This is a genomic window from Nocardia sp. NPDC055053, assembly GCF_053608285.1.
Map to the genome: position 1 here is coordinate 1 of NZ_JBSGVD010000066.1, position 17,639 is coordinate 17,639.

A 17,639-nucleotide genomic window follows, 5' to 3' on the forward strand; every position below is an offset into this window, starting at 1 on the left:
CGAACCCGGAAGCTAAGGCCACCTGCGCCGATGGTACTGCACTCGACAGGGTGTGGGAGAGTAGGACACCGCCGGAACATCATTGCGAAAGGCCCCCAGCATCATGCTGGGGGCCTTTTTGCGTTCCCGGACAAGGTCTCTCGCAGGGGCGGGTCTCGCTACAGCACGTAGCTCTCGAACATTTCGTCCGAACCCTCTGTCATGGTGACAGTTCCCCCGAGAGCCGTGGTGACGAACCGCATCAACTGGTGTTCGTCGACGCCGCTCGACGCTGCCCGGTTGACGGCATTGAGCAGCAGATGCGCGATGCGGTCCGGCTCGCCGTCCCACTCGTCCTTGTCGTATCCGAAGTCGACTGTGAATCCATAGTTTTCGCGAAGTTCCGCAGCGAGCGCGGCTATCGCCTCCAGCCGGGTCCCACCAGGACGCAGGCAATGCACACCCGGACCTTCGAGATACCACCGGCAGCCCTCCGGCGGCACCTCGTCGGCAATCGCGCGGACACGCGCCTCATCGTTGTTCCAGTCGAAGAACACCGTGAAAGCGTGCACATGTGCGCCGCTCGCGTCGACGAGAACAAGGCTGCGCGCTACCTCATACCAGCGATCTGGATCGATCAATCTGGCGATGCCGAATGCCGCCTGACGTACGTCCTCGACGACCACCTCCCGCTCACGGCCACTGTGGACCCGCCAACCTCCCTCGACAGGAACAATCGTCGCGATCTCCGCCATGGCACCAATATTCCCATGCCATCTACGCCGATCGTGTCGACACCAACCATGCTCAAGGCGCCGGCGCCGACCTCCATGGGATGGATGTCGTCCACGCGAGTATCGGGCAGCATCGCACCGCTGAGATCGCCACGCCCGCTGTAGATCTGGTAGCAGATTTCGATACGTGTGAGTCCGCTGGCGGAGATGTTCTCGGCCGGGTCGATGTGCGATTGGAAGAGCAGCGACGGACCGGCGACCTGCGTTACGGCCCGCCCCGACGGTAGGCGTCAGCCGTCGTTCTGGACAGGCAGCAGGCGACGCCTAGTATCGAGGATGATGCCGGTGGCTCCGGGATCAGCGAAGGGGGCGCCGTATGAGTCAGTTGCCGATGTTGTCTGCTGTGGGGATCGTCGCGGAGCGCGTTCGGCTGCGCAAGGCCCGTGACGCCGATCGGGAGCGGCTCATAGAGCTACGAACCGACGCGGAGGTTGCGGCCTATATCGGTGGTCCACGTCTCCGGGAGGATGTCGAGCGATACCTCGACGCGATCGGGGGTGCGGCCAACGCGACCGACGCGCCCGGTACCTTCATCATCGCCGACAAAGCGACCAATGATCTCATCGGAACATTCGAGCTCAAACGCCGGGCACCGGACCAGCCCGGTCGAGTCATCGAAGGCGGCGAGGAGCTGGAATTGGGCTATCTGATGCGGCGCGATGCCTGGGGCGCGGGACTGGCGTTCGAGGCTGCCACCGCCGTATTGCGAGCAGCCGCAGACGAACTCCCCGATCAGCCGGTCCTGGTCGTCACCCAGACAGCCAACCAGCGTTCACTCGGACTCGCGATCCGCCTGGGATTCCGCACGGTCAGCACCTTCGAGCAGTTCGACGCCGAGCAGACATTGCTGGCCGCGGCCCTGCACTCGTTCAAAGCCTGAGCGGCGGACGATGTGGTCGTCCGCCACTCAACGGCACGGTCTCTGTTGCTGAGCGGAGTGTCAGTACCACCGTTCGACCTCAGCACGACAACTTCGGTCGCAACGGTTCTTGGTGACGGCTGCACAACTTCTGGTTGAGCAGGGACTACGAGGTCGTGAGGTCGCCTACTCCGGGCTGCGACGGGCCGATGTTCGGTTCGTGTGGTGAGGTAATCGTGTTGCGGTCGGGGGAGGGTGTTGAGTAGGTTTTCAGCCGGGGTCAATTGCCCGAAGTATGTTGTTGCACTTGATAATTAGACAAGATCACTGTCATCGGCAGTGACTTTGCGTAGGGGGAGATCTGAACCTCGACGAGGCGTGGCAGCTCAGTCGAAAGTCCCTACTGGAAGCCGGTATACGGCGTCAATGGTCCGCCGGGTCGGTGCTGATGCGCGAAGGCGAGCAATCTGAGCATGTTGTGGTCATCGAGGCCGGGCGTGTCAAGGTGTCTTCAGCGGCGGTCAGTGGCAAACAAGCGCTCCTGGCGATACGTGGGCCGGGCGATCTGCTCGGCGAGTTCTCCGCGATCGACGGCAGGGCTCGCTCGGCCACGGTGACAGCCTTGTCCTCGGTGACCGCGACCATGCTCTCGGGATCGGCGTTTCGCGACTTGCTCATCGGCGACGGCAAGGTCGCGTTCACGCTGTTGCGGATAGTGGTCAACCGCCTGCGTGAAGCTGATGTCCAGCGCCTCGAGTTCGGTGCGTACAGCGTTACCGAGCGAATCGCGCGCTTGCTGCTCGACTACGCCCGGCGCTACGGCGAGCGGGGAGACGATGGGGTGATCATCACTTTGCCGTTGTCGCAGGAGGAGTTGGCGCACGCGGCGGGCGCGTCGCGAGAAGCGGTGTCCAAGGCCCTGAAGCGGTTGCGTCAGCTCGATGCGGTGCGGACCGGTCGGCGACGGGTGGAGCTACTGCGGCCAGATCTTCTCGCCGAGATCGTGGAAGGGCTGCCGAGTGTGCATTTGGACGCAGACATGCCCTCCGACCCCCGATAGACATGAGGCGATCCACACCATAGGGAGGCAACCATGAACGAACCGCTGCACCGCAGCTTTCTCGTCGTCGACGTCGAGAACTCGAGCCAGCTGGGCAATGCCGAACTCGCGGCGATGCGCTCGACGCTATACGGGATTCTCGGCGAGGTAACCGATCGCACCGGATCGGTTGTCGTGGGCGATGATCGGGGCGACGGCTGCCTGTTCGTACTCGACCTACCCGTGCTGGACGTCCTGGACAAGGTTGCCGAGTCCGTGGTGGAGGGCGTGCGTGTCCACAACCACACAGTCGGCCCGCTCGATTGGATGCGTGTCCGTATCGCCGTGCACGAGGGCTACGTGCACAAGGACGAGCAGGGTTGGTCCAGTGACGCGCTGACCGCCACGTTCCGGCTCAACGATGCCGCCGTTGTCAAAGAAACGCTGAAGATCGCGGCCAGGGCTGTCGGGGTCATCGCCGTCTCGGATCTCGTGTATCAGGGTGTCGTTCGTCATAACTACCGGCCGAGGGTGAGCTCCGCCGAGTACCGCGATGCCGAGATCACGGCCAAGGAAGGCAAGGTACGGGCGTGGCTTCGGGTTCCGGGCTACCCTGAGCCTCCGCTTCCCGCCCTTGCCTCCGAGTCTGGCGGAGCTCGGAAGAAGGCCGTCCTGACCGACGAGTCCGGTTCGATCAGGGCCAACAACATGATCGTCGGTGATGTGCGAGCCCGCACCATCATCGGTGGTGACAATGTCGGCGGGACGGTGCTGGCGTGACCGATTCCGAGGCGCCGGTCGCTGAGGAGACCACGCGGCCGGAGCTTGTCGAGGACGCCGAGGCGGAGGCGGCGGGTATCCGCCGGCGAGCCACCGATGCGGAACGTAAACGTGAGGCGCGCGCCGCGGTGACCGCGCTGACCGACGCGGTCGGCGCGCTCGGGCTGTCGCTCAATGCCAACACGGTGATCATCGGTGAAACACAGGTCGGCACCCTGGTCGGCCGCGACAACTACGCGGGCATATCCGGCGCGGGGTTCGTGCCGAGCGGGCAGGTGTCAGCCGGTCGGCTCGATGATCTCGCGCAGATGTTCGAGCCGCCGCCGAGATTCGAGCAGATGTGCGACCGCCTGAAGTCGGAGCCGGTGTTGCTTCTGCGCGCCCCTGCGGGTTGGGGAAAGACCGCGACCGCATTGCGGGCGCTGAGCCGCCAGTGCTCAGGCGGGGTGCACAAGCTCAATCCTGATGTGGCACTACGGTCGTTGGATATCGAGTTCGAGCAGCGGACGGGCTATCTGCTCGATTCTCCCGAGAGCGAACAGCTGCGGTTCCTGAGCGAGTTCCATCTCGAGCAACTCGGGCGACGGTTGGTCGAGCACGAATGCCGATTGGTCGTCATCGTGGACGAACGAGCCGAGCTGGGCGCCGATATCTTCCCATTCGTGCTCGACGGCGGTGAGCCCGCCGATGTTTCGGCGACGGTGAACAACTACCTGGTCAGTCAGCTTTCGGCTGATGAGCTCGGCCTGCTCGATCGAGCCGAAGTGACGCAGTTGCTCAGCCTGGTGTCCGAGCATCGCCCGCCGGCCCGCGAACTGACCCAACTTGCCGCGCAGCTTGTCGACGTTGCCCGGGGCCGAATCAATATCGCCGAGGTCGTCGGTAGGTATTCAGCGTCCGACGACAATCGGTTCCGGCAGTGGTTCGACGAGCTCGACGCCGATACTCGCCCGTTCGCGATCGCCTTGGCGGTGTTCAACAATATGCCGCTGCACATCGTCTCCGCGGCGGGCCGGACACTGGCGAGGCTGATTGCGGCAGCGGAGGCCGTCGACGAGGACGGCGGGCCGGCGCAGTCGGTGTTCGGCGTGCGGAGCGCCGAGCTGCTGAACAGGGCCAGGGCGCAGTCGTATCGGTCCCACGAGGACAGCGAATACGGCCGAATCCCGGTCGACGTGGTGCGATTCGCGGACGAACGGATTCCCCGGCGACTGCTCGAATATGTTTGGCAGGAGTATCCCGCTGCGCACGAGCTGGTTCGTGACTGGTTGCGCGAACTCGGCGGAGTCGGCGACCTCAGGGTGAGCACGCGGGCGGGCGTCGCCGTGGGCCTGTTGTCCACATTCGAGTTCGAACACGCCAGACAATTGGTGATCGAACCGTGGGCCGACAGCGGCCGCCGCAACGACCAGTATGCCGCGATCGGCGCGCTGCAGTTCCCCGGTCTGCAGCCCGAACTCGCGCCGCTGGTCGCGCGGATGCTCGCGGCATGGTCGCGGCCGGGACAGCCACCGGCACGGCGAGTCACGGCGACGGCTGCGCTGGGTAGCGCAGTGGGGCAACTCATGCCGCATCGTGCCGTCGGGCTGTTGCGCCAGACAGCTCGCAGCACCGACCCTGAACTGCGCAATGCTGTGTGTTACAGCATGATCGAGCTCTTCAACGTTCGAGAGCAGACGGGTCGCGTCCTGCGTGAGCTGCGAAGATGGACCGCGTCGCAACGGAAAGGCCTGCGTGCCACCGGATTCTTATGCGTCCTGCAACTGAGCTTCGATCTGTCGGTCGACACCGCTGAGGGTGTGCATCCGTGGCCGGTCCTGGTCTGGCTGGCCGATCGATCCAGCGAGCATCGCGACGATATCGTCGTGCTCTTCGCCCGCCTGATGCAAGCACCGTACTTTCTGCCGGCTGCCTACGACGAGATACGGCGCTGGGTATATATCGCCGAGCACGACACTCAATTACGCGGGCCGTTGGGGCGACTGCTGGCCGACCTGGAGAAGGCGGATCAAGACAACGGAGCCGTTCCGTACTACCTCCGTGAATGGGCTGACGAGCACAACGGTCCGGCTGCGGCCGTTGCCGAACTACTGACAATGATCGATCCGAAAAGGATGAATTGACATGACAATCGACGGGGCGCGCCCGCTGATCCGCTACGCCGCGGTGGAGCGGGCCGCGTGGCGGACATTTCGTCCGCCGACCGATGGACACGCGGCAGTGTCGGTGGATCGTGCGGGTGAGTTGCTGCTGTTGACTCGTCGGCCCTCGGCGGGTGAGGTGTTCTTCGGCCGTCCTGTCGGCGTCCACTGGGTGGATGTCGCAGTACATCACGAACCGTGCAAGTTCGATCTACCCGCGGCTGAGGGAGTGTTCAGCTTCACCGCCGAGGTCGACACAGCGTGGCAGGTGACTGACCCGGTGAAAGCGGTCAAGGACCACCCCGCCAGCGGCGAGCAGGTGTACCGGCCGTTCCTCGAACGGGAACTGCGTCGGTTGAGCCGCGAATATCAGGTCGAAGGTTTCGCGGTGGCCGAGCGTGACATCAACGAGCACTTCGCCGGCCGAGTGTTCGAGTTGGGCTGCGGAATTACGCTATTGAGCTGTTCGGTGAAGCTGGCTCCGGAATCGAGCACGCACGCCTACATCCAGGAAGCCACGTTCGACCACAGAAAGGCGCAACGTCGTGCCGCCGAGCACGACGCGCGTCTGCACACCGCGCAACTGCAACTGAGCGAGAACGAATCCCAACACGGTCTGAGACTGCAGACCTCCCACCAGGACTACGAGCTCGTCAAGCTCGCCCAGCGACGCGACCTCGAGCTGGAGCAACAGCGGATGAGCTTCTATGCGGAGGCACTGCAAGGTGGTGAGTTGAGCGTGCTCGCGTATCGGCTGGCGTCCAACCGCGACGATGTCAACGAGGTCATCGCGTTGATGATGCGTCAGAAGCAGGTTGACTTCGATGCTGCGCACGGCATGCTGAACGCGCTGCTGGATCAGAGTCTGGTCAACAAGCGCGATGTCCAAGACATCATGGCGCGTGCGACGGCGGTCATCGCCGACCATTTGGGTCCAGCGGCATTGGGAACCGGCCCGGAGGTACCGCCGAAGCCCGAGCTGGCCGCGTCACCGATGTCGGCACTCGTCCAAGAGGCCGAGGTGCTCGACCGGTCCGACGATGACGATGACGACGATGTCTGACCCCCTTGTCGCGGGAAATCCGTTGATCGAGTTGCCCGTGTTCGGAGGACTGATCGCGCAGCTGGACAAAGTCCTGCTCGACCTGGGTTTCACCGCGAAATGGGCCGAGACGGTGGAGTTTCTGACTACCGCGGCGGTGGCGTTCACCGTACTGACGGTTGTCGTCGGCAAGCTGGTGCCGTGGGTGAGCGGCAAATTGGTCGGGCACGAAGAGCGGCTCACCGCGCCGGTCCCGGTGGTGTTGTTGGCGCCGGAGTGGCTGGTAACCAAGCTCCTGGTCAAAGCCGGGCGAAAGCCGGGAGCCTTCGTGTACGGCTACGGCGAGAGCGTGCTGGTCTTGGTGGACTGGTTGCGGGCCACTCTGGCTGTTGTGCTGCGGATTCTCGGATCGGTCGGCAAATTCCGGCGAGCGATCGCGGGCATCCTGCTCGTCCTGGCATTCCTCTCGTGGAACAGCGGGTCGTGCGTGGCCGATAGCCAGCCGTGTGTGTCTCCGGTGCAGCACTGGAACGGATAGCTCTTCGGGCGCGTCGATCACGCGGGCGCGCCGAGAAGCGCCACCGTGAACCAGGCAAGGAAGACGACGAGGCTGATCGCCGTCCAGCGCAGGGCCACCGCGAACCGGTGGTACTTGTGCTGGGCGATTTCGGCCAGAGCTCCGGCTTGCCACCATGCCTGATCGGCCAGCACCGGGGTCCGCGGTCGGTCGTCCGCTTCGACGGGAAAACTCGGAAAGCAGAACCAGTTGCCGGTTTCGGAACCGCTGAGTCTAGGTCGCAGCGTCGCGGCGAGGTAGCCCATACAGACGATCAGGCTCACCGCGAGTCCGATCGCCATCACGACAAGTACGGTGTTCATCGACGTGCGCGCGGTGGTGACCAGCCCGGTCAGCGCGAATCCGTTGGCGGTCAACAGCAGGCCCGCTTTGGTGTCCGCGGCGAGGATGACGCGATTGAACTCGGAGATGGTGCGGAGTGCGGTATTGAGATCGTCGAGTGGGCTGAGGCGTGTGGTGTGAATCATCATGGGGTCAGCACATCAGTGCGGGCCGCTGGTTTCCAGGTACTAAGACACACAACGGGTTTCGGCTGCCGTTGTGCTACGTCAGGCCGCTCACACCGTCCGTCAACGAAACTGATGATCAGGTACGGGTTCGGCGTTCAGCAGCGCGCGGTCTTCTCTGTAGTGGAACTCGACGAAGACTATTTCGAGGCACTGTGAGGGGAGGTGTTAGACCGGGTCTCGGAACTCAGGTCTGGGTTTGTGACAGCGCGCCAGCTGTTGCCGAGTCGACCGCTGCGTAGGCACGCGCACACGCATCCAAGTCGTCGGATATCGCGTTGAGCTTGCCCAGCAAGGCCTTGTCGGCCTGGTCCCAGGCGGCTTGCAGCGCGGTGCTTGCGGTCTCGGCGGCGGGACCCCACCCCTGATGCCGGTCAGCCATCTGTCTGGAGCACGACGTGAGGTCCATCCCGGAGTTCGTCACCTCGTCACGCAGCCGGGTTGCCGTCTGCTGTAGGGCCGTGATGGCCACCGACATGTTCTCGTTAACGCCCATTGGATCCTCGACTTCTGCGGAGCTCATCCTCTGCCCGTGCCGCACGATCCCTGGTTGTGCTGGGAGTGTGGCCGTACGAGCGCCGTGCTGCTCATCGCAGTATGACTCATCGACATGCTCCGCAGTCGCCATCGTGTGGCTCGTGACACCCGGCGGTCACCATGAAACTGCTTGTATTCCAGGGAGTTTGGAGAAGATCCGGGTTTTTGAGGATTGAATGGAACCGTTTCGGGTCGAGCCGCGTCTCTATAGGTAACGGGGTGAGTTTCGACTGGGTACTGCGGATCGGCAGGCGCCCGGGATGGTGGCGTGATGACGTTGGCGTGGAACGACGTGAAGGACTGGAACGGCGACAGTCTCGAGGCGATGGCACGGGCGTACTCGCAGCGCGCCGCGTCGATCCGCCTGCTCGAGTCCGTGGTGCGGCGGTCGGCCGATGTCGAGGGGTGGGCGGGCGCCGCCGATGATGCGGCCCAGCAGAAGATCACCTCGTTCGCCGTGGAGCTGGATAGCCTGGCCGGCCAAGTCGAACCGTTGAATTCGCTGGCGCTGAACACCATCACCACGATGGAGGACCTGCGCACCAAGGCTGTGGAGATCGAAAGCCTCGCAGGAACCGAAGGATTCACCGTGTCGGCGGAGGGGAAGCTACATGATCTCTGGGCCGAAACCGGCCGCACGGAGGGCCTGTCCGACGACGAGAAGGCGCGCCGCACGCGGATCGCGGCGCAACTGGAAGTCGACGCTGCCAAGGTCATCACCGACGCGCGCGCGTTGGATGACGAGAACGCTGCTGCGCTGAACCGAGCGGCAGGCGACGTGGTTGTTGAAGCGCCCGGCAATCAACCCAACATCTCGCGCGACAACACTGGGATCGTCATCGAAACCGGAGTCGGCGACGATACCGTCGAAGTGACGGAGGACCCGAACACCCACATCGCCACCGTCACGGTGAACGGGAAGCCGGTCGAACCCCCGCTGACGGCGGATCAATCGAAGAACATCACGATCAAGACCGACGCAGGCAATGACACGATCACCGTCTCGCCAGGAACCCGGGTCGGCGTGAAGATCGAAGGAGGCGACGGGCGGGACACGATCCGCGGCGGCGCGGGCAACGACACCATCTCCGGCGGCGACGGCGATGACATGATCACAGCCGGCGACGGCGACAACAAGATCGAGGGCGGCAAGGGCAGCGACACCCTTGTCGGTGGTAGTGGCCGCGACTACATCAACGGATCCACCGGCCAGGACCTCATCAAGGGAGGCGATGGTGACGACGTCATCTACGGTGGCGACGACGCCGACCAGATACAAGGCGAGGGCGGCAACGACTACCTCGACGGCGGTCAGGGCGGCGACTTCGTGATCGGCGGCGACGGCAACGACATCCTGTCCGGTGGCCTCGGCGACGACATCCTGCGGGGTGGCGTCGGCGACGACAAGCTGTATGCAGGAGCAGGAAAAGACGACGTCGGAGACAGCTTCGGTGGCAACGACACCTACTACGTGCAGCGTGGCGAGGACACCACGATGGAGGCAGGCAACGGTGGAACGAACACCGTGGTCGACGTCGTCCTCACGAATATCGACCCCGACAAGATCAAGGTCGAAGGCAGCGACGAGTTCAAAGAACGGGTGAACGCCGACCTCGAGTTCTACCGGTCATCCCCGACCGGTCAGCAGACGCTGGAGGGACTCAGCAACACCGAGCACACGGTCACGATCAAAGAGGGCACAGACGGCCAGAATTCGGCGAATGGTGACTGGAGCCGGGCGACGATCGATCCTTCGGGGAAACCGAATGTCGGCTCCGACTCGACGATCACCTACGATCCGACAATGGTGCAGTTCGGCGGACAGTACGCGAATGAGCCCTACAACAACACGCCACCGTCGGTCACCCTCCAACATGAAGCCGCCCACGCCTACGACATCACCCACGGAACGATCCGGTGGAACAGCAGCAATCCCATCGTCTACAGCGGTGATGATGCTGTCGATCATGGAATCCAGGAGGGAGAACGAGTCGCGGTCGGCCTGCCGATTGATCATGACGACAACCCGCAGACCCCGGAGCAGCGCGTGTCCGACAGTGAACACCCATCACAGATCACGGAAAACGCGCTGCGAGCAGAACTCGGCCTTCCGGCTCGCGAACACTACCGTCCGACGACACGATGACAAGGGCGATGTACGCCCGGCGTATCCGAATCACATTGGCCGCCGCCCTTGTCGGCCTCGTCAACGCGTGCGGCGCGCCAGGTCCGAGTGATCGAACAGAGTCGACTGTGGCCGATGCCCCGCGGACCGACCCGTATCTGTGTGAAGCGCGGCCTGTCGCGGCCGATGACCCGTCCATCGAGCTCGACACGACATTCGACTCGACCGGCAATCGAATCGTTGTCGGCTATCGCCTGACGAACCATCGATCCGAAGCGGTGTACGTCGTCGCCCGTGTCCCGGATGCCGATGGTAAGGGAGGCGCGCAGGGGCACTATGTCGTTCCGCGTAGCGATGGCGTCGTGGAAATCAGCAAACGATTGTTCCGTTCGGTTGATTGCCCGAAGCTGCGGTACCAGGCACCGCCGGAGCCGGATCTGCTGCGAATCGACCCTGGCGCCACCTTCGCCGAGCAATTCACCGTTTCCCTGCCCCTGACAACGATTCATCCATACCAGCCGCTGGACCCAGGGGACCTCGCGCCCATGCCTTCGCGACCAGGACACATCGTCTTCTGCGTCGGGCTGATGCGCTCTAAGACCACGACCGCGCAGCCGACTGAACGCGACGGCGAGCAGCGGTATGACTATCGCGATCTCGACTTCAATGCACAGACACATCTCTGTAGCGATCCAGAGCCACTCTGAGCGAACACCGTGGAAGCTGTGTGGTGCTCAGAGCGCACATCAATGGGACTTCTCCTGGCTGAATGAGAACACGGGCATCGGACGATTTCGCGCTAACCGGCCCGGACCTTGACCCCGCCCGAGAACATCGAGTCATGAAACTGGAGCACCGCGGGCACCGTCCCCGGCGGCACGTCGAACACGATGGCCGTGGCCACACTCAGACCCGGATTGAGCTCGATGCTGCCGAAATCGTCCGACAGTGCCGCGTTGGCACCGAAGCTGCTGTCGAACTTCCGGTTGTGCTCGTCGTAGAGGTACTGGTTGGTGCCGTAGAAGGTGCGGGCTTCGTTGCCGATATTGGTGACCTGAACCCGGACCACGACGAACTCCCCGGTTGCCCGCTCGGACCAGAAGCCACCGCCGAGGACCGTGTCGCCCTGGTCGATGCCGGTCACCAGGAACTCGAACTTGCCGTCGCGCACCGCGGTTCCGGCGGGCGACGGCTGGTTCTTGGACGGTTTCGGGGCGACCGTGGTCGGCGCCGGAGTACCGGTCGGGATGCCCGCGCCCTGGACCGAGCGGCTGGTGGTGGTAACGCGCGAACGATTCGACGAGTCCGATGTGTCTGCGCCGATAGCGAATACACCGAGCAGGCACACGCCGACGCAGCCGCCCGCGATCCACAGGATCAGCGCATTGTTGTTCTTGGGTGGCGGCCGGAATCCGGGGGCAGGGTAGGGGCGCGGCAGGTTGTAGGGCGGTTGGGAGGGATAGCCAGGCGGGTTCGACATCGTGGTTCCTTGGTCCGAGGGCGCCGGGACTACCTGTCCCGGCGCCGAAGCCGGCTACTTCAGTGCGACTCGCGCGCCGCCGGAGAACGCCGAGTCGTGGAACTCGACCGCGGTGGGCACGGTGCCCTGGGGCACGTCGAACACGAGGGTGATCGACACCTTGTTGCCCGGATTGATCTCCTCGGCGAGATGGTCGTTGACGTTGATCTCGGCGCCCGTGTCGTTGGCGAACTCGCGCCCCTGATCGTCGATCAGCTTCTGATTCGAGCCGAAGTAGTGCTGCGCCTCGTTACCGACGTTGGTCACGTCGATATGGACCTGGATGAACTCGCCCTGCGCCTGTTCCTTCAGGATGTCGTTGATGCCGATCACCGTCACCGGTTCTTCCGCACCCGTGACCAGGAACGAGAACTTCCCGTCGCGGACTTCCGATCCGGCCGGCGCGGCGGTGTTGCGCTTCTCCTCGGCCTTGGCGACCTCGTTCGCCGCCCCGCCGATCAGCGCGACGCAGCCGCCGAACATCAGCAGGATGACGGCGAGGATTCCGCCGACCACCCACGGCCACACCTTCTTCTTCCGCGGCGACTGCGGGTAATGGGGTCCCTGCGGGTAGCCGGGCTGGGCGGGGTACTGAGGGTTGGTCATCGTGACTCCTGGGAAAAGAAGGGAATTGGCAATCAGTTGTCGGGACCGGCCTCGATCAGGCGTAGACCCCGCCGAGCACGCTGAGCGGCGAGCTGTTGATCCGGGCCAGTTCGTCGATCGAGACGGCGCCCGCAAGACGGGCCAAGACGAGGGTGATGTCTGCAGCCGCGGCGGCGTCGGCTCCCGCCTCGTGGTGCTGTTCGAGCGAAACCCCGAGTGCGGCCGATACGGTGCTGAGCTTGTAATTCACTAGCCGCAGTTGCCGTTTCGACCATGACAACGAACATCCGTATGTCCACCGGGGGAGTGGAGCACCGCTGAATTCGCAGGCTCGCATCATGTTGTTCATGTCGAACGTCGCGTTGTGGGCGATCACCGGAAGGTCTCCCACCAGGGCCCGCACCTCGGACAGCCGTTCGGCGAAGGTGGGCTGGCCCGCGACCGCCGCCGGCGTGATCTTGTGGACGCGCACATTGAACGGCGCGAAACTGTCGACAGCGGCAGGCGGCCTGCACAGCAGCGAGTGAGTCCGCACCCGCACACCGTCGCGGACGATCGCAATGCCGATCGAACAGATACTGCCGCGGGCTGGGTTGGCGGTTTCGACGTCGAAAGCGGCGAACGACAGAGTCATCGGGATTCCTCCAGGGGAAGGGGTCGAATACGCGGGCTACCGCACTGAACGAGGTACGGCCGCGAGAGGCGGAGTGCTTCGAATTCCGCCCAGTCATGTGCGATGCCGGCAATGGCGCCGGTCAAACGCGAGACCATCGGTTCCGGACTGATGTTCACCTGCCAGACCACGAGCTCCTGATCGGTGGTGTCGAGCACCACCAGCGGTGGCGCGAAAGTCGTTGTCATGTCAACTCCGTGGATCGGCACACCCGATCGGGGCGTGCGGGGTCGCGCCGTGGCAGTACCTGCCCGGCGAGAATTCGAGGGGTATGTCAGCGCCTACGGCGCTCGGCGAGCCGTCGCCGAATCCGGTCGAACAGCGTGCGCAGCCGGGTGATCGTCGAGGCAGGATGCGGTGCGGGTGGGGTGATCGGCCGCACCCCGAGTCGGGCTGCCAGTTCGGCCGGGGTCGGCACCTGGCTGCTGCTGACGGGAACGTCCAGCTTGATCGGCGCGCGGACCGGCGGAGTCGGTGAGGTGCTTGCGACGTACTGCTCGATCGTCTGGCTGGTGAGATGCCAGCCGTGGCATGCCGGGCACTGGTAGCACCGCACCTCGCGACGTCGGGGGTCGCGGGTGTCGATGCCACCGAGGACGAGCTCGGCATCAGCACGGGTGAAGTACCGCCGTTTGCCGTGGAAGCAGCGCGTCACCGGGGTCCGCAGTCGCTGTTTGCGCAGGTCGTCGCCATTCCGGAGAGCCAGCGCACGGGGGCTTCCTGACCGGTGTCGACGGTGCCGAGTTCGTCGGTGGGTGGACATACGCTCTCCTCTCGGGTGATGGAAGGCACGACGAAGTACGGCCTTGTAACGGCCGGATCGTGGTCGGGATCTGTTGCGGAGCAACAACTTCGGTCTGCGTGCGGTCGGCGGGGAGGTGCGTTGCCGATGGACAGAACGTAGCAGCATCGTCATCACACCGTCAAGCAATTAACAATGTTTTCAAGATGGTGAAGGGTGGACATTGGCTGCAAGCTGGGGCGAATGTTGAAAACATCGTCAATCCCATACGGTGTAACCTTGCGTTTGACGACCCGCTCCACGTGGTGGCAGGTCGAAAGGGAGGCACATGTCGGACTCAACCGCCACAGTCGCCGCAGCGGAGATCGCCCGGATGGCCGGTGTCACCCGCGCCACCGTCAGTAATTGGCGCCGTAGGCACGCCGATTTCCCCGTTCCGGTGACCGGCGGCTCCGAGGCTCGACCCCTGTTCGATCTCGGCAAGGTACAGCAATGGCTGCGCGGCCACGGGGTACAGGCCGCCGACTCACCGCTGCAGCAATTGCGCACCGTGTTGCGGTCCGGCGTCGACCCAGCCACCGTGCCGGCGCTGATGGAGCTGGTAGGTGACCTCACTTCGGCGCCGGATACGCCACTGCACGCAGCCCTTCGCGACGCCGTCGCCGCGACCGACGTCAAGCAGGTCCTGGATGTGCTTGCCGAGCGCGGCCTGGACGCGGTGCCAAGCACCGGTGTCTACCCGACCGACCCACCCGTCGCCGCTCTCATGGCCGACATCCTCACGGCCGCAGCTTCGCCACCGCCACGCAGCCTGCTCGATCCCGCCTGCGGCAGTGGCACTCTCCTTCTCGAAGCCGCCCGGATCGGCGTCACCGCGCTGTCCGGCCAGGACGTGCTCCCAGTTCAGGCAGCCCGCACCGCCGCTCTTCTGCATGCGAGGGTCCCCGCCGCCACGGTCGACATCCGTACCGGCGACAGCCTGCTTGACGACGCCTTCCCCGGTGAGAAGTTCGACGCGCTGCTAGCCAACCCTCCCTATGCGCAACGTGATTGGGGTGCGGAGTCGTTGGCGGTCGACCTCCGCTGGGAGTACTCGGTGCCGCCGCGCGGTGAGTCCGAACTCGCCTGGGTGCAGCACATTCTCGCGCATCTGCGTGTCGGAGGGACTGCCGTCGTTCTTCTTCCGCCAGCCGTCGCCTCCCGAACATCTGGACGTCGGATCCGCATGGAGCTGCTCCGTGGAGGTGCCCTGCGCGCGGTGATCGCGCTGCCGCAGGGGGCGTCGACGCCACGCCAGGTGGGACTGCAGATCTGGGTGCTGCGTCGTCCCGGCGCGGAACCCGCTGAATCGGTGCTGTTCACCGACTCAGCACGACTGCCCAGTCACGGTGACGCCCAATCGGATTGGCAAGTTCTCGCCGAACGAGTCCTCGACTCGTGGCGAGCCTTCGATCACGGTGACGTCGACGCCGCCACCGTCGCGGACCTTGCCGCGGTCGTTCGAACGATGGACATCCTCGACGACGACGTCGACCTGACCCCCGCCCGCCGAGTTCGCGCCGCCATCGATCCCAGCAACGTGGCGGCCTCCGCACACGCTGCCATCGCCCTTCTCGGCGAGCAACTCGCCGAACTTCGCAGCGTCGCCGAGACGGTGAAGGAATGGTCAACCCGCGGCGACACCGCGCTGCGCACTGCCACCGTCGGTGATCTCGAACGAGGTGGGGCGGTTCGGCTGGTACCGACAACCCCTGAAGCCGTAGACCCCGACGCACCCCAACGTCTCGTGCTGTCCGGCCGTGATCTCCTCGCCGGACAAGGCCCATCCGGCCTCACCGGACCAGGTGTTGCGGTGTCCGCCGAACTGATTCGCGAAGGTGACGTCCTGGTGTCCCGATTCCGCGACGACCACGGCGCCGCTCAAGGCGCCCGCGTCGCCGAGGGCGCCGACATCGGTGCGGTCCCCGGCTCCGGCGTGATCGTCTTCCGGACCGACCCGACCAGGATGGATCCCTGGTTCTTCGCGGGGTTCATCGGCAGCCCCGACAACTCGGCGGCGATGTTCGGCTCGACCACGATCCGGCTCGACCCGTCCCGGCTGCGAATCCCGATCTTGCGCCTCGCCGAGCAGAAACCGTATGCGGTGGCATTCCGCAAACTGCATCTGCTGCGAGTTGCAGCCGCCCGGACCGCGGATGCTGCCGTCAGTGCCGCCGAGTTGATCGGGACGGGGCTGACAGCCGGGGTACTGGCTCCAAGCCGCGAGTAGCGAGCGATCCTACGCCCGCATTCTCATCGCTCCGCTCGACACTGCTCCTCTGACTTCACTGCGATGCATTCGATCCATTTGCGTTGCACCTCACCGGAAGTCGGTGCTTCGCCACACCGGGTGCCGCACCGCTGATAACCAGGAACCGGAGAGCCGTCGGGGTAGGTGCAGTTGGTCCCCTGTGCATCGCACTGGTAGTCCCGGCCGTAAGGGTCGCCGGCCTGCGTGGGCTGTGGACAGCGCGGATCTCCGACGACGTACGCCTGGCCACTGTAGATCGCGGTGCCGTTCTCGCAGTACAAGAACGTCGGCTCAGATGGCTGGCTCGCAGGTGATGTCGCCTGTGGTGCTGTGGTAGTCGGCGTCAATTCAGCGGGCTGCGCCGGTGGTGGTGAGTCCAAGGTGGTGCTGTCTGTGGCGAGTGGTGGCGACGTCGGGGTAGAAGGAGCAACAGGCGGAAGCTCTGGCGCAGACGAACTCTGCGACACCGACCCGGTGGAAGTGGGCGTAGTCGACGGTCCGTCTCCGTTGCACCCCGCCAGCGCCACCACGGCTGCGGCGAGCAGCCCGACTGTGAGTCGGCTAGCAGTGACAGTCATCAGCACGCCTTTCTGCCGAATGCCGCCCCGGTTCCTTTCGCCACGAAAGGCGTGGACGGTCATGCATGTGGGATCGGATATCGACTTGTCGTCGTTAGCTGCAGTCCGCTTCGGCAGCGTCAGCTCGGGTGTTGGCCGACGAAGTCGCGGTCGACCAGGACGACGCCGAGCCGAGCGCGATACTTGGCGATGACGGCACACGTATCGGTGTCGCGGAGTCGCTCAGCTGGCTACACGCTGGGTGGCGTCTAGATGTGTTCGGTCCACTTGGTGCAATCCCACCAGCGGGTGCTGTCGCCTTCAGGGTTGAGGGGCCAGCATAGATCCCCACGGCGGCTGGCACGTCCGATACTTCGGGGCCGCCTCCCCTCGGCTGTATGAGGTATCGCGACATGAGTGGCGCATTGAGGTGGGGTTCTGCGACCCCCGACCCACAAGGACTTGAGCATGAGCTCACGACGTGACTACTACCGGGACCCGAATGCACCGAAAGCTAACTGCCTGGTGCCCGGTAGTTCGGCCCTGGTGGTGGACGGTATCGGCCGAATCCTGATGCAGCGTAGGGGAGACTCCGGCAACTGGTCGCTTCCGGGCGGTGTCATGGAGATCGGCGAGATACTCGAACAGTGTGCGGTTCGGGAGACAAAGGAGGAGACGGGCCTCGATATCGAGATCACCGGGCTGCTGGGGATTTAAACCGATCCAGAGCATGTAATCGAATACTCGGATGGCGAAGTTCGGCAGGAGTTCGCGGTCATGGCCTGTCCCCGGTGAATGAGGCCACCCCGTTCTAGAGTCCTTGTTGGCCCTGACCAGGGCTGGAAGGGACACTGAAGGACATGGCTGGACGTA

General features: G+C 64.4%; 18 protein-coding genes and 1 rRNA gene. 11 read left to right on the plus strand and 8 right to left on the minus strand.

The features are described 5' to 3' along the window. Positions 1 to 77: ribosomal RNA gene (gene rrf / locus ACWF82_RS33440) — 5S ribosomal RNA — on the plus strand; the annotation flags it as partial. Positions 78 to 158: 81 nt separating this feature from the next. Here the strand turns inward: rrf and ACWF82_RS33445 are convergent. Beyond that, positions 159 to 734 (minus strand): hypothetical protein, encoded by a 576-nt coding sequence (locus ACWF82_RS33445; protein ID WP_452507568.1) that lies wholly within the window; start codon positions 732 to 734, stop codon positions 159 to 161. Between the two features lie 355 nt (positions 735 to 1,089). On the opposite strand from ACWF82_RS33445, the gene ACWF82_RS33450 reads away from it, so the two are divergent. From ACWF82_RS33450 to ACWF82_RS33475, 6 genes are all read left to right on the plus strand, one after another. Beyond that, the gene (locus ACWF82_RS33450) at positions 1,090 to 1,653 is read left to right on the plus strand and encodes a GNAT family N-acetyltransferase (protein WP_452507569.1); all 564 of its coding nucleotides are present in this window, start codon (positions 1,090 to 1,092) and stop codon (positions 1,651 to 1,653) included. 394 nt (positions 1,654 to 2,047) lie between these two features. After that, entirely contained in the window at positions 2,048 to 2,692 is a 645-nt protein-coding gene (locus ACWF82_RS33455) for a Crp/Fnr family transcriptional regulator (RefSeq protein ID WP_452507585.1), read from the plus strand. Positions 2,693 to 2,725: 33 nt separating this feature from the next. Then, positions 2,726 to 3,451 carry a hypothetical protein gene (locus ACWF82_RS33460; protein WP_452507570.1) on the plus strand — a complete coding sequence of 242 codons (726 nt, stop codon included), beginning with the start codon at positions 2,726 to 2,728 and terminating at the stop codon, positions 3,449 to 3,451. After that, positions 3,448 to 5,574: a hypothetical protein gene (locus tag ACWF82_RS33465; protein ID WP_452507571.1), complete on the plus strand. Its 2,127-nt coding sequence runs from the start codon at positions 3,448 to 3,450 to the stop codon at positions 5,572 to 5,574. The genes ACWF82_RS33460 and ACWF82_RS33465 overlap by 4 nt, the downstream gene beginning before the upstream one ends. A gap of 43 nt (positions 5,575 to 5,617) precedes the next feature. Beyond that, complete coding sequence (locus tag ACWF82_RS33470; RefSeq protein ID WP_452507572.1) at positions 5,618 to 6,655, plus strand: hypothetical protein; 1,038 nt, start codon at positions 5,618 to 5,620, stop codon at positions 6,653 to 6,655. Continuing rightward, complete coding sequence (locus ACWF82_RS33475) at positions 6,648 to 7,172, plus strand: hypothetical protein (protein ID WP_452507573.1); 525 nt, start codon at positions 6,648 to 6,650, stop codon at positions 7,170 to 7,172. The genes ACWF82_RS33470 and ACWF82_RS33475 overlap by 8 nt, the downstream gene beginning before the upstream one ends. A gap of 17 nt (positions 7,173 to 7,189) precedes the next feature. Here the strand turns inward: ACWF82_RS33475 and ACWF82_RS33480 are convergent, their stop codons facing one another. Then, complete coding sequence (locus ACWF82_RS33480; RefSeq protein WP_452507574.1) at positions 7,190 to 7,681, minus strand: hypothetical protein; 492 nt, start codon at positions 7,679 to 7,681, stop codon at positions 7,190 to 7,192. Between the two features lie 223 nt (positions 7,682 to 7,904). Continuing rightward, on the minus strand, positions 7,905 to 8,213 hold the full coding sequence (locus ACWF82_RS33485; protein ID WP_452507575.1) for a WXG100 family type VII secretion target: 309 nt from the start codon (positions 8,211 to 8,213) through the stop codon (positions 7,905 to 7,907). A gap of 312 nt (positions 8,214 to 8,525) precedes the next feature. On the opposite strand from ACWF82_RS33485, the gene ACWF82_RS33490 reads away from it, so the two are divergent. Both ACWF82_RS33490 and ACWF82_RS33495 read left to right on the plus strand, forming a co-directional pair. After that, positions 8,526 to 10,400, plus strand: a complete 1,875-nt coding sequence (locus ACWF82_RS33490) for a M91 family zinc metallopeptidase (RefSeq protein ID WP_452507576.1) — start codon at positions 8,526 to 8,528, stop codon at positions 10,398 to 10,400. Positions 10,401 to 10,507: 107 nt separating this feature from the next. Then, positions 10,508 to 11,086, plus strand: coding sequence for a hypothetical protein (locus ACWF82_RS33495; protein ID WP_452507577.1), 579 nt, complete (start codon positions 10,508 to 10,510; stop codon positions 11,084 to 11,086). A gap of 92 nt (positions 11,087 to 11,178) precedes the next feature. Here ACWF82_RS33495 and ACWF82_RS33500 read toward each other — a convergent pair whose 3' ends face one another. From ACWF82_RS33500 to ACWF82_RS33520, 5 genes are all read right to left on the minus strand, one after another. Continuing rightward, complete coding sequence (locus ACWF82_RS33500; protein ID WP_452507578.1) at positions 11,179 to 11,859, minus strand: DUF4352 domain-containing protein; 681 nt, start codon at positions 11,857 to 11,859, stop codon at positions 11,179 to 11,181. Positions 11,860 to 11,913: 54 nt separating this feature from the next. Continuing rightward, positions 11,914 to 12,504: a DUF4352 domain-containing protein gene (locus tag ACWF82_RS33505; protein ID WP_452507579.1), complete on the minus strand. Its 591-nt coding sequence runs from the start codon at positions 12,502 to 12,504 to the stop codon at positions 11,914 to 11,916. A 55-nt stretch (positions 12,505 to 12,559) separates the two neighbouring features. Further along, positions 12,560 to 13,138: an exonuclease domain-containing protein gene (locus tag ACWF82_RS33510; RefSeq protein ID WP_452507580.1), complete on the minus strand. Its 579-nt coding sequence runs from the start codon at positions 13,136 to 13,138 to the stop codon at positions 12,560 to 12,562. Beyond that, positions 13,135 to 13,365: a hypothetical protein gene (locus ACWF82_RS33515; protein WP_452507581.1), complete on the minus strand. Its 231-nt coding sequence runs from the start codon at positions 13,363 to 13,365 to the stop codon at positions 13,135 to 13,137. Before ACWF82_RS33515 ends, ACWF82_RS33510 begins: the two co-directional genes overlap by 4 nt. 86 nt (positions 13,366 to 13,451) lie before the next feature. After that, positions 13,452 to 13,832: a hypothetical protein gene (locus ACWF82_RS33520; RefSeq protein WP_452507582.1), complete on the minus strand. Its 381-nt coding sequence runs from the start codon at positions 13,830 to 13,832 to the stop codon at positions 13,452 to 13,454. A 415-nt stretch (positions 13,833 to 14,247) separates the two neighbouring features. Between ACWF82_RS33520 and ACWF82_RS33525 the strand changes: the two genes are divergently transcribed. Further along, complete coding sequence (locus ACWF82_RS33525; RefSeq protein WP_452507583.1) at positions 14,248 to 16,188, plus strand: HsdM family class I SAM-dependent methyltransferase; 1,941 nt, start codon at positions 14,248 to 14,250, stop codon at positions 16,186 to 16,188. Between the two features lie 1,046 nt (positions 16,189 to 17,234). Continuing rightward, positions 17,235 to 17,483 carry an NUDIX domain-containing protein gene (locus ACWF82_RS33530; protein ID WP_452507584.1) on the plus strand — a complete coding sequence of 83 codons (249 nt, stop codon included), beginning with the start codon at positions 17,235 to 17,237 and terminating at the stop codon, positions 17,481 to 17,483. Positions 17,484 to 17,639 lie beyond the last annotated feature (156 nt).

What these genes read in the sequence shown, in the direction of transcription:
- ACWF82_RS33450 (WP_452507569.1), top strand. Translation starts at nt 1,090, where the DNA reads ATGAGTCAGTTGCCGATGTTGTCTGCTGTGGGGATCGTCGCGGAGCGC.
- ACWF82_RS33525 (WP_452507583.1), top strand. Translation starts at nt 14,248, where the DNA reads ATGTCGGACTCAACCGCCACAGTCGCCGCAGCGGAGATCGCCCGGATG.
- ACWF82_RS33500 (WP_452507578.1), bottom strand. Translation starts at nt 11,859, where the DNA reads ATGTCGAACCCGCCTGGCTATCCCTCCCAACCGCCCTACAACCTGCCG.
- ACWF82_RS33510 (WP_452507580.1), bottom strand. Translation starts at nt 13,138, where the DNA reads ATGACTCTGTCGTTCGCCGCTTTCGACGTCGAAACCGCCAACCCAGCC.
- ACWF82_RS33460 (WP_452507570.1), top strand. Translation starts at nt 2,726, where the DNA reads ATGAACGAACCGCTGCACCGCAGCTTTCTCGTCGTCGACGTCGAGAAC.
- ACWF82_RS33475 (WP_452507573.1), top strand. Translation starts at nt 6,648, where the DNA reads ATGTCTGACCCCCTTGTCGCGGGAAATCCGTTGATCGAGTTGCCCGTG.
- ACWF82_RS33530 (WP_452507584.1), top strand. Translation starts at nt 17,235, where the DNA reads ATGAGCTCACGACGTGACTACTACCGGGACCCGAATGCACCGAAAGCT.
- ACWF82_RS33480 (WP_452507574.1), bottom strand. Translation starts at nt 7,681, where the DNA reads ATGATGATTCACACCACACGCCTCAGCCCACTCGACGATCTCAATACC.
- ACWF82_RS33445 (WP_452507568.1), bottom strand. Translation starts at nt 734, where the DNA reads ATGGCGGAGATCGCGACGATTGTTCCTGTCGAGGGAGGTTGGCGGGTC.
- ACWF82_RS33515 (WP_452507581.1), bottom strand. Translation starts at nt 13,365, where the DNA reads ATGACAACGACTTTCGCGCCACCGCTGGTGGTGCTCGACACCACCGAT.
- ACWF82_RS33505 (WP_452507579.1), bottom strand. Translation starts at nt 12,504, where the DNA reads ATGACCAACCCTCAGTACCCCGCCCAGCCCGGCTACCCGCAGGGACCC.
- ACWF82_RS33490 (WP_452507576.1), top strand. Translation starts at nt 8,526, where the DNA reads ATGACGTTGGCGTGGAACGACGTGAAGGACTGGAACGGCGACAGTCTC.
- ACWF82_RS33485 (WP_452507575.1), bottom strand. Translation starts at nt 8,213, where the DNA reads ATGGGCGTTAACGAGAACATGTCGGTGGCCATCACGGCCCTACAGCAG.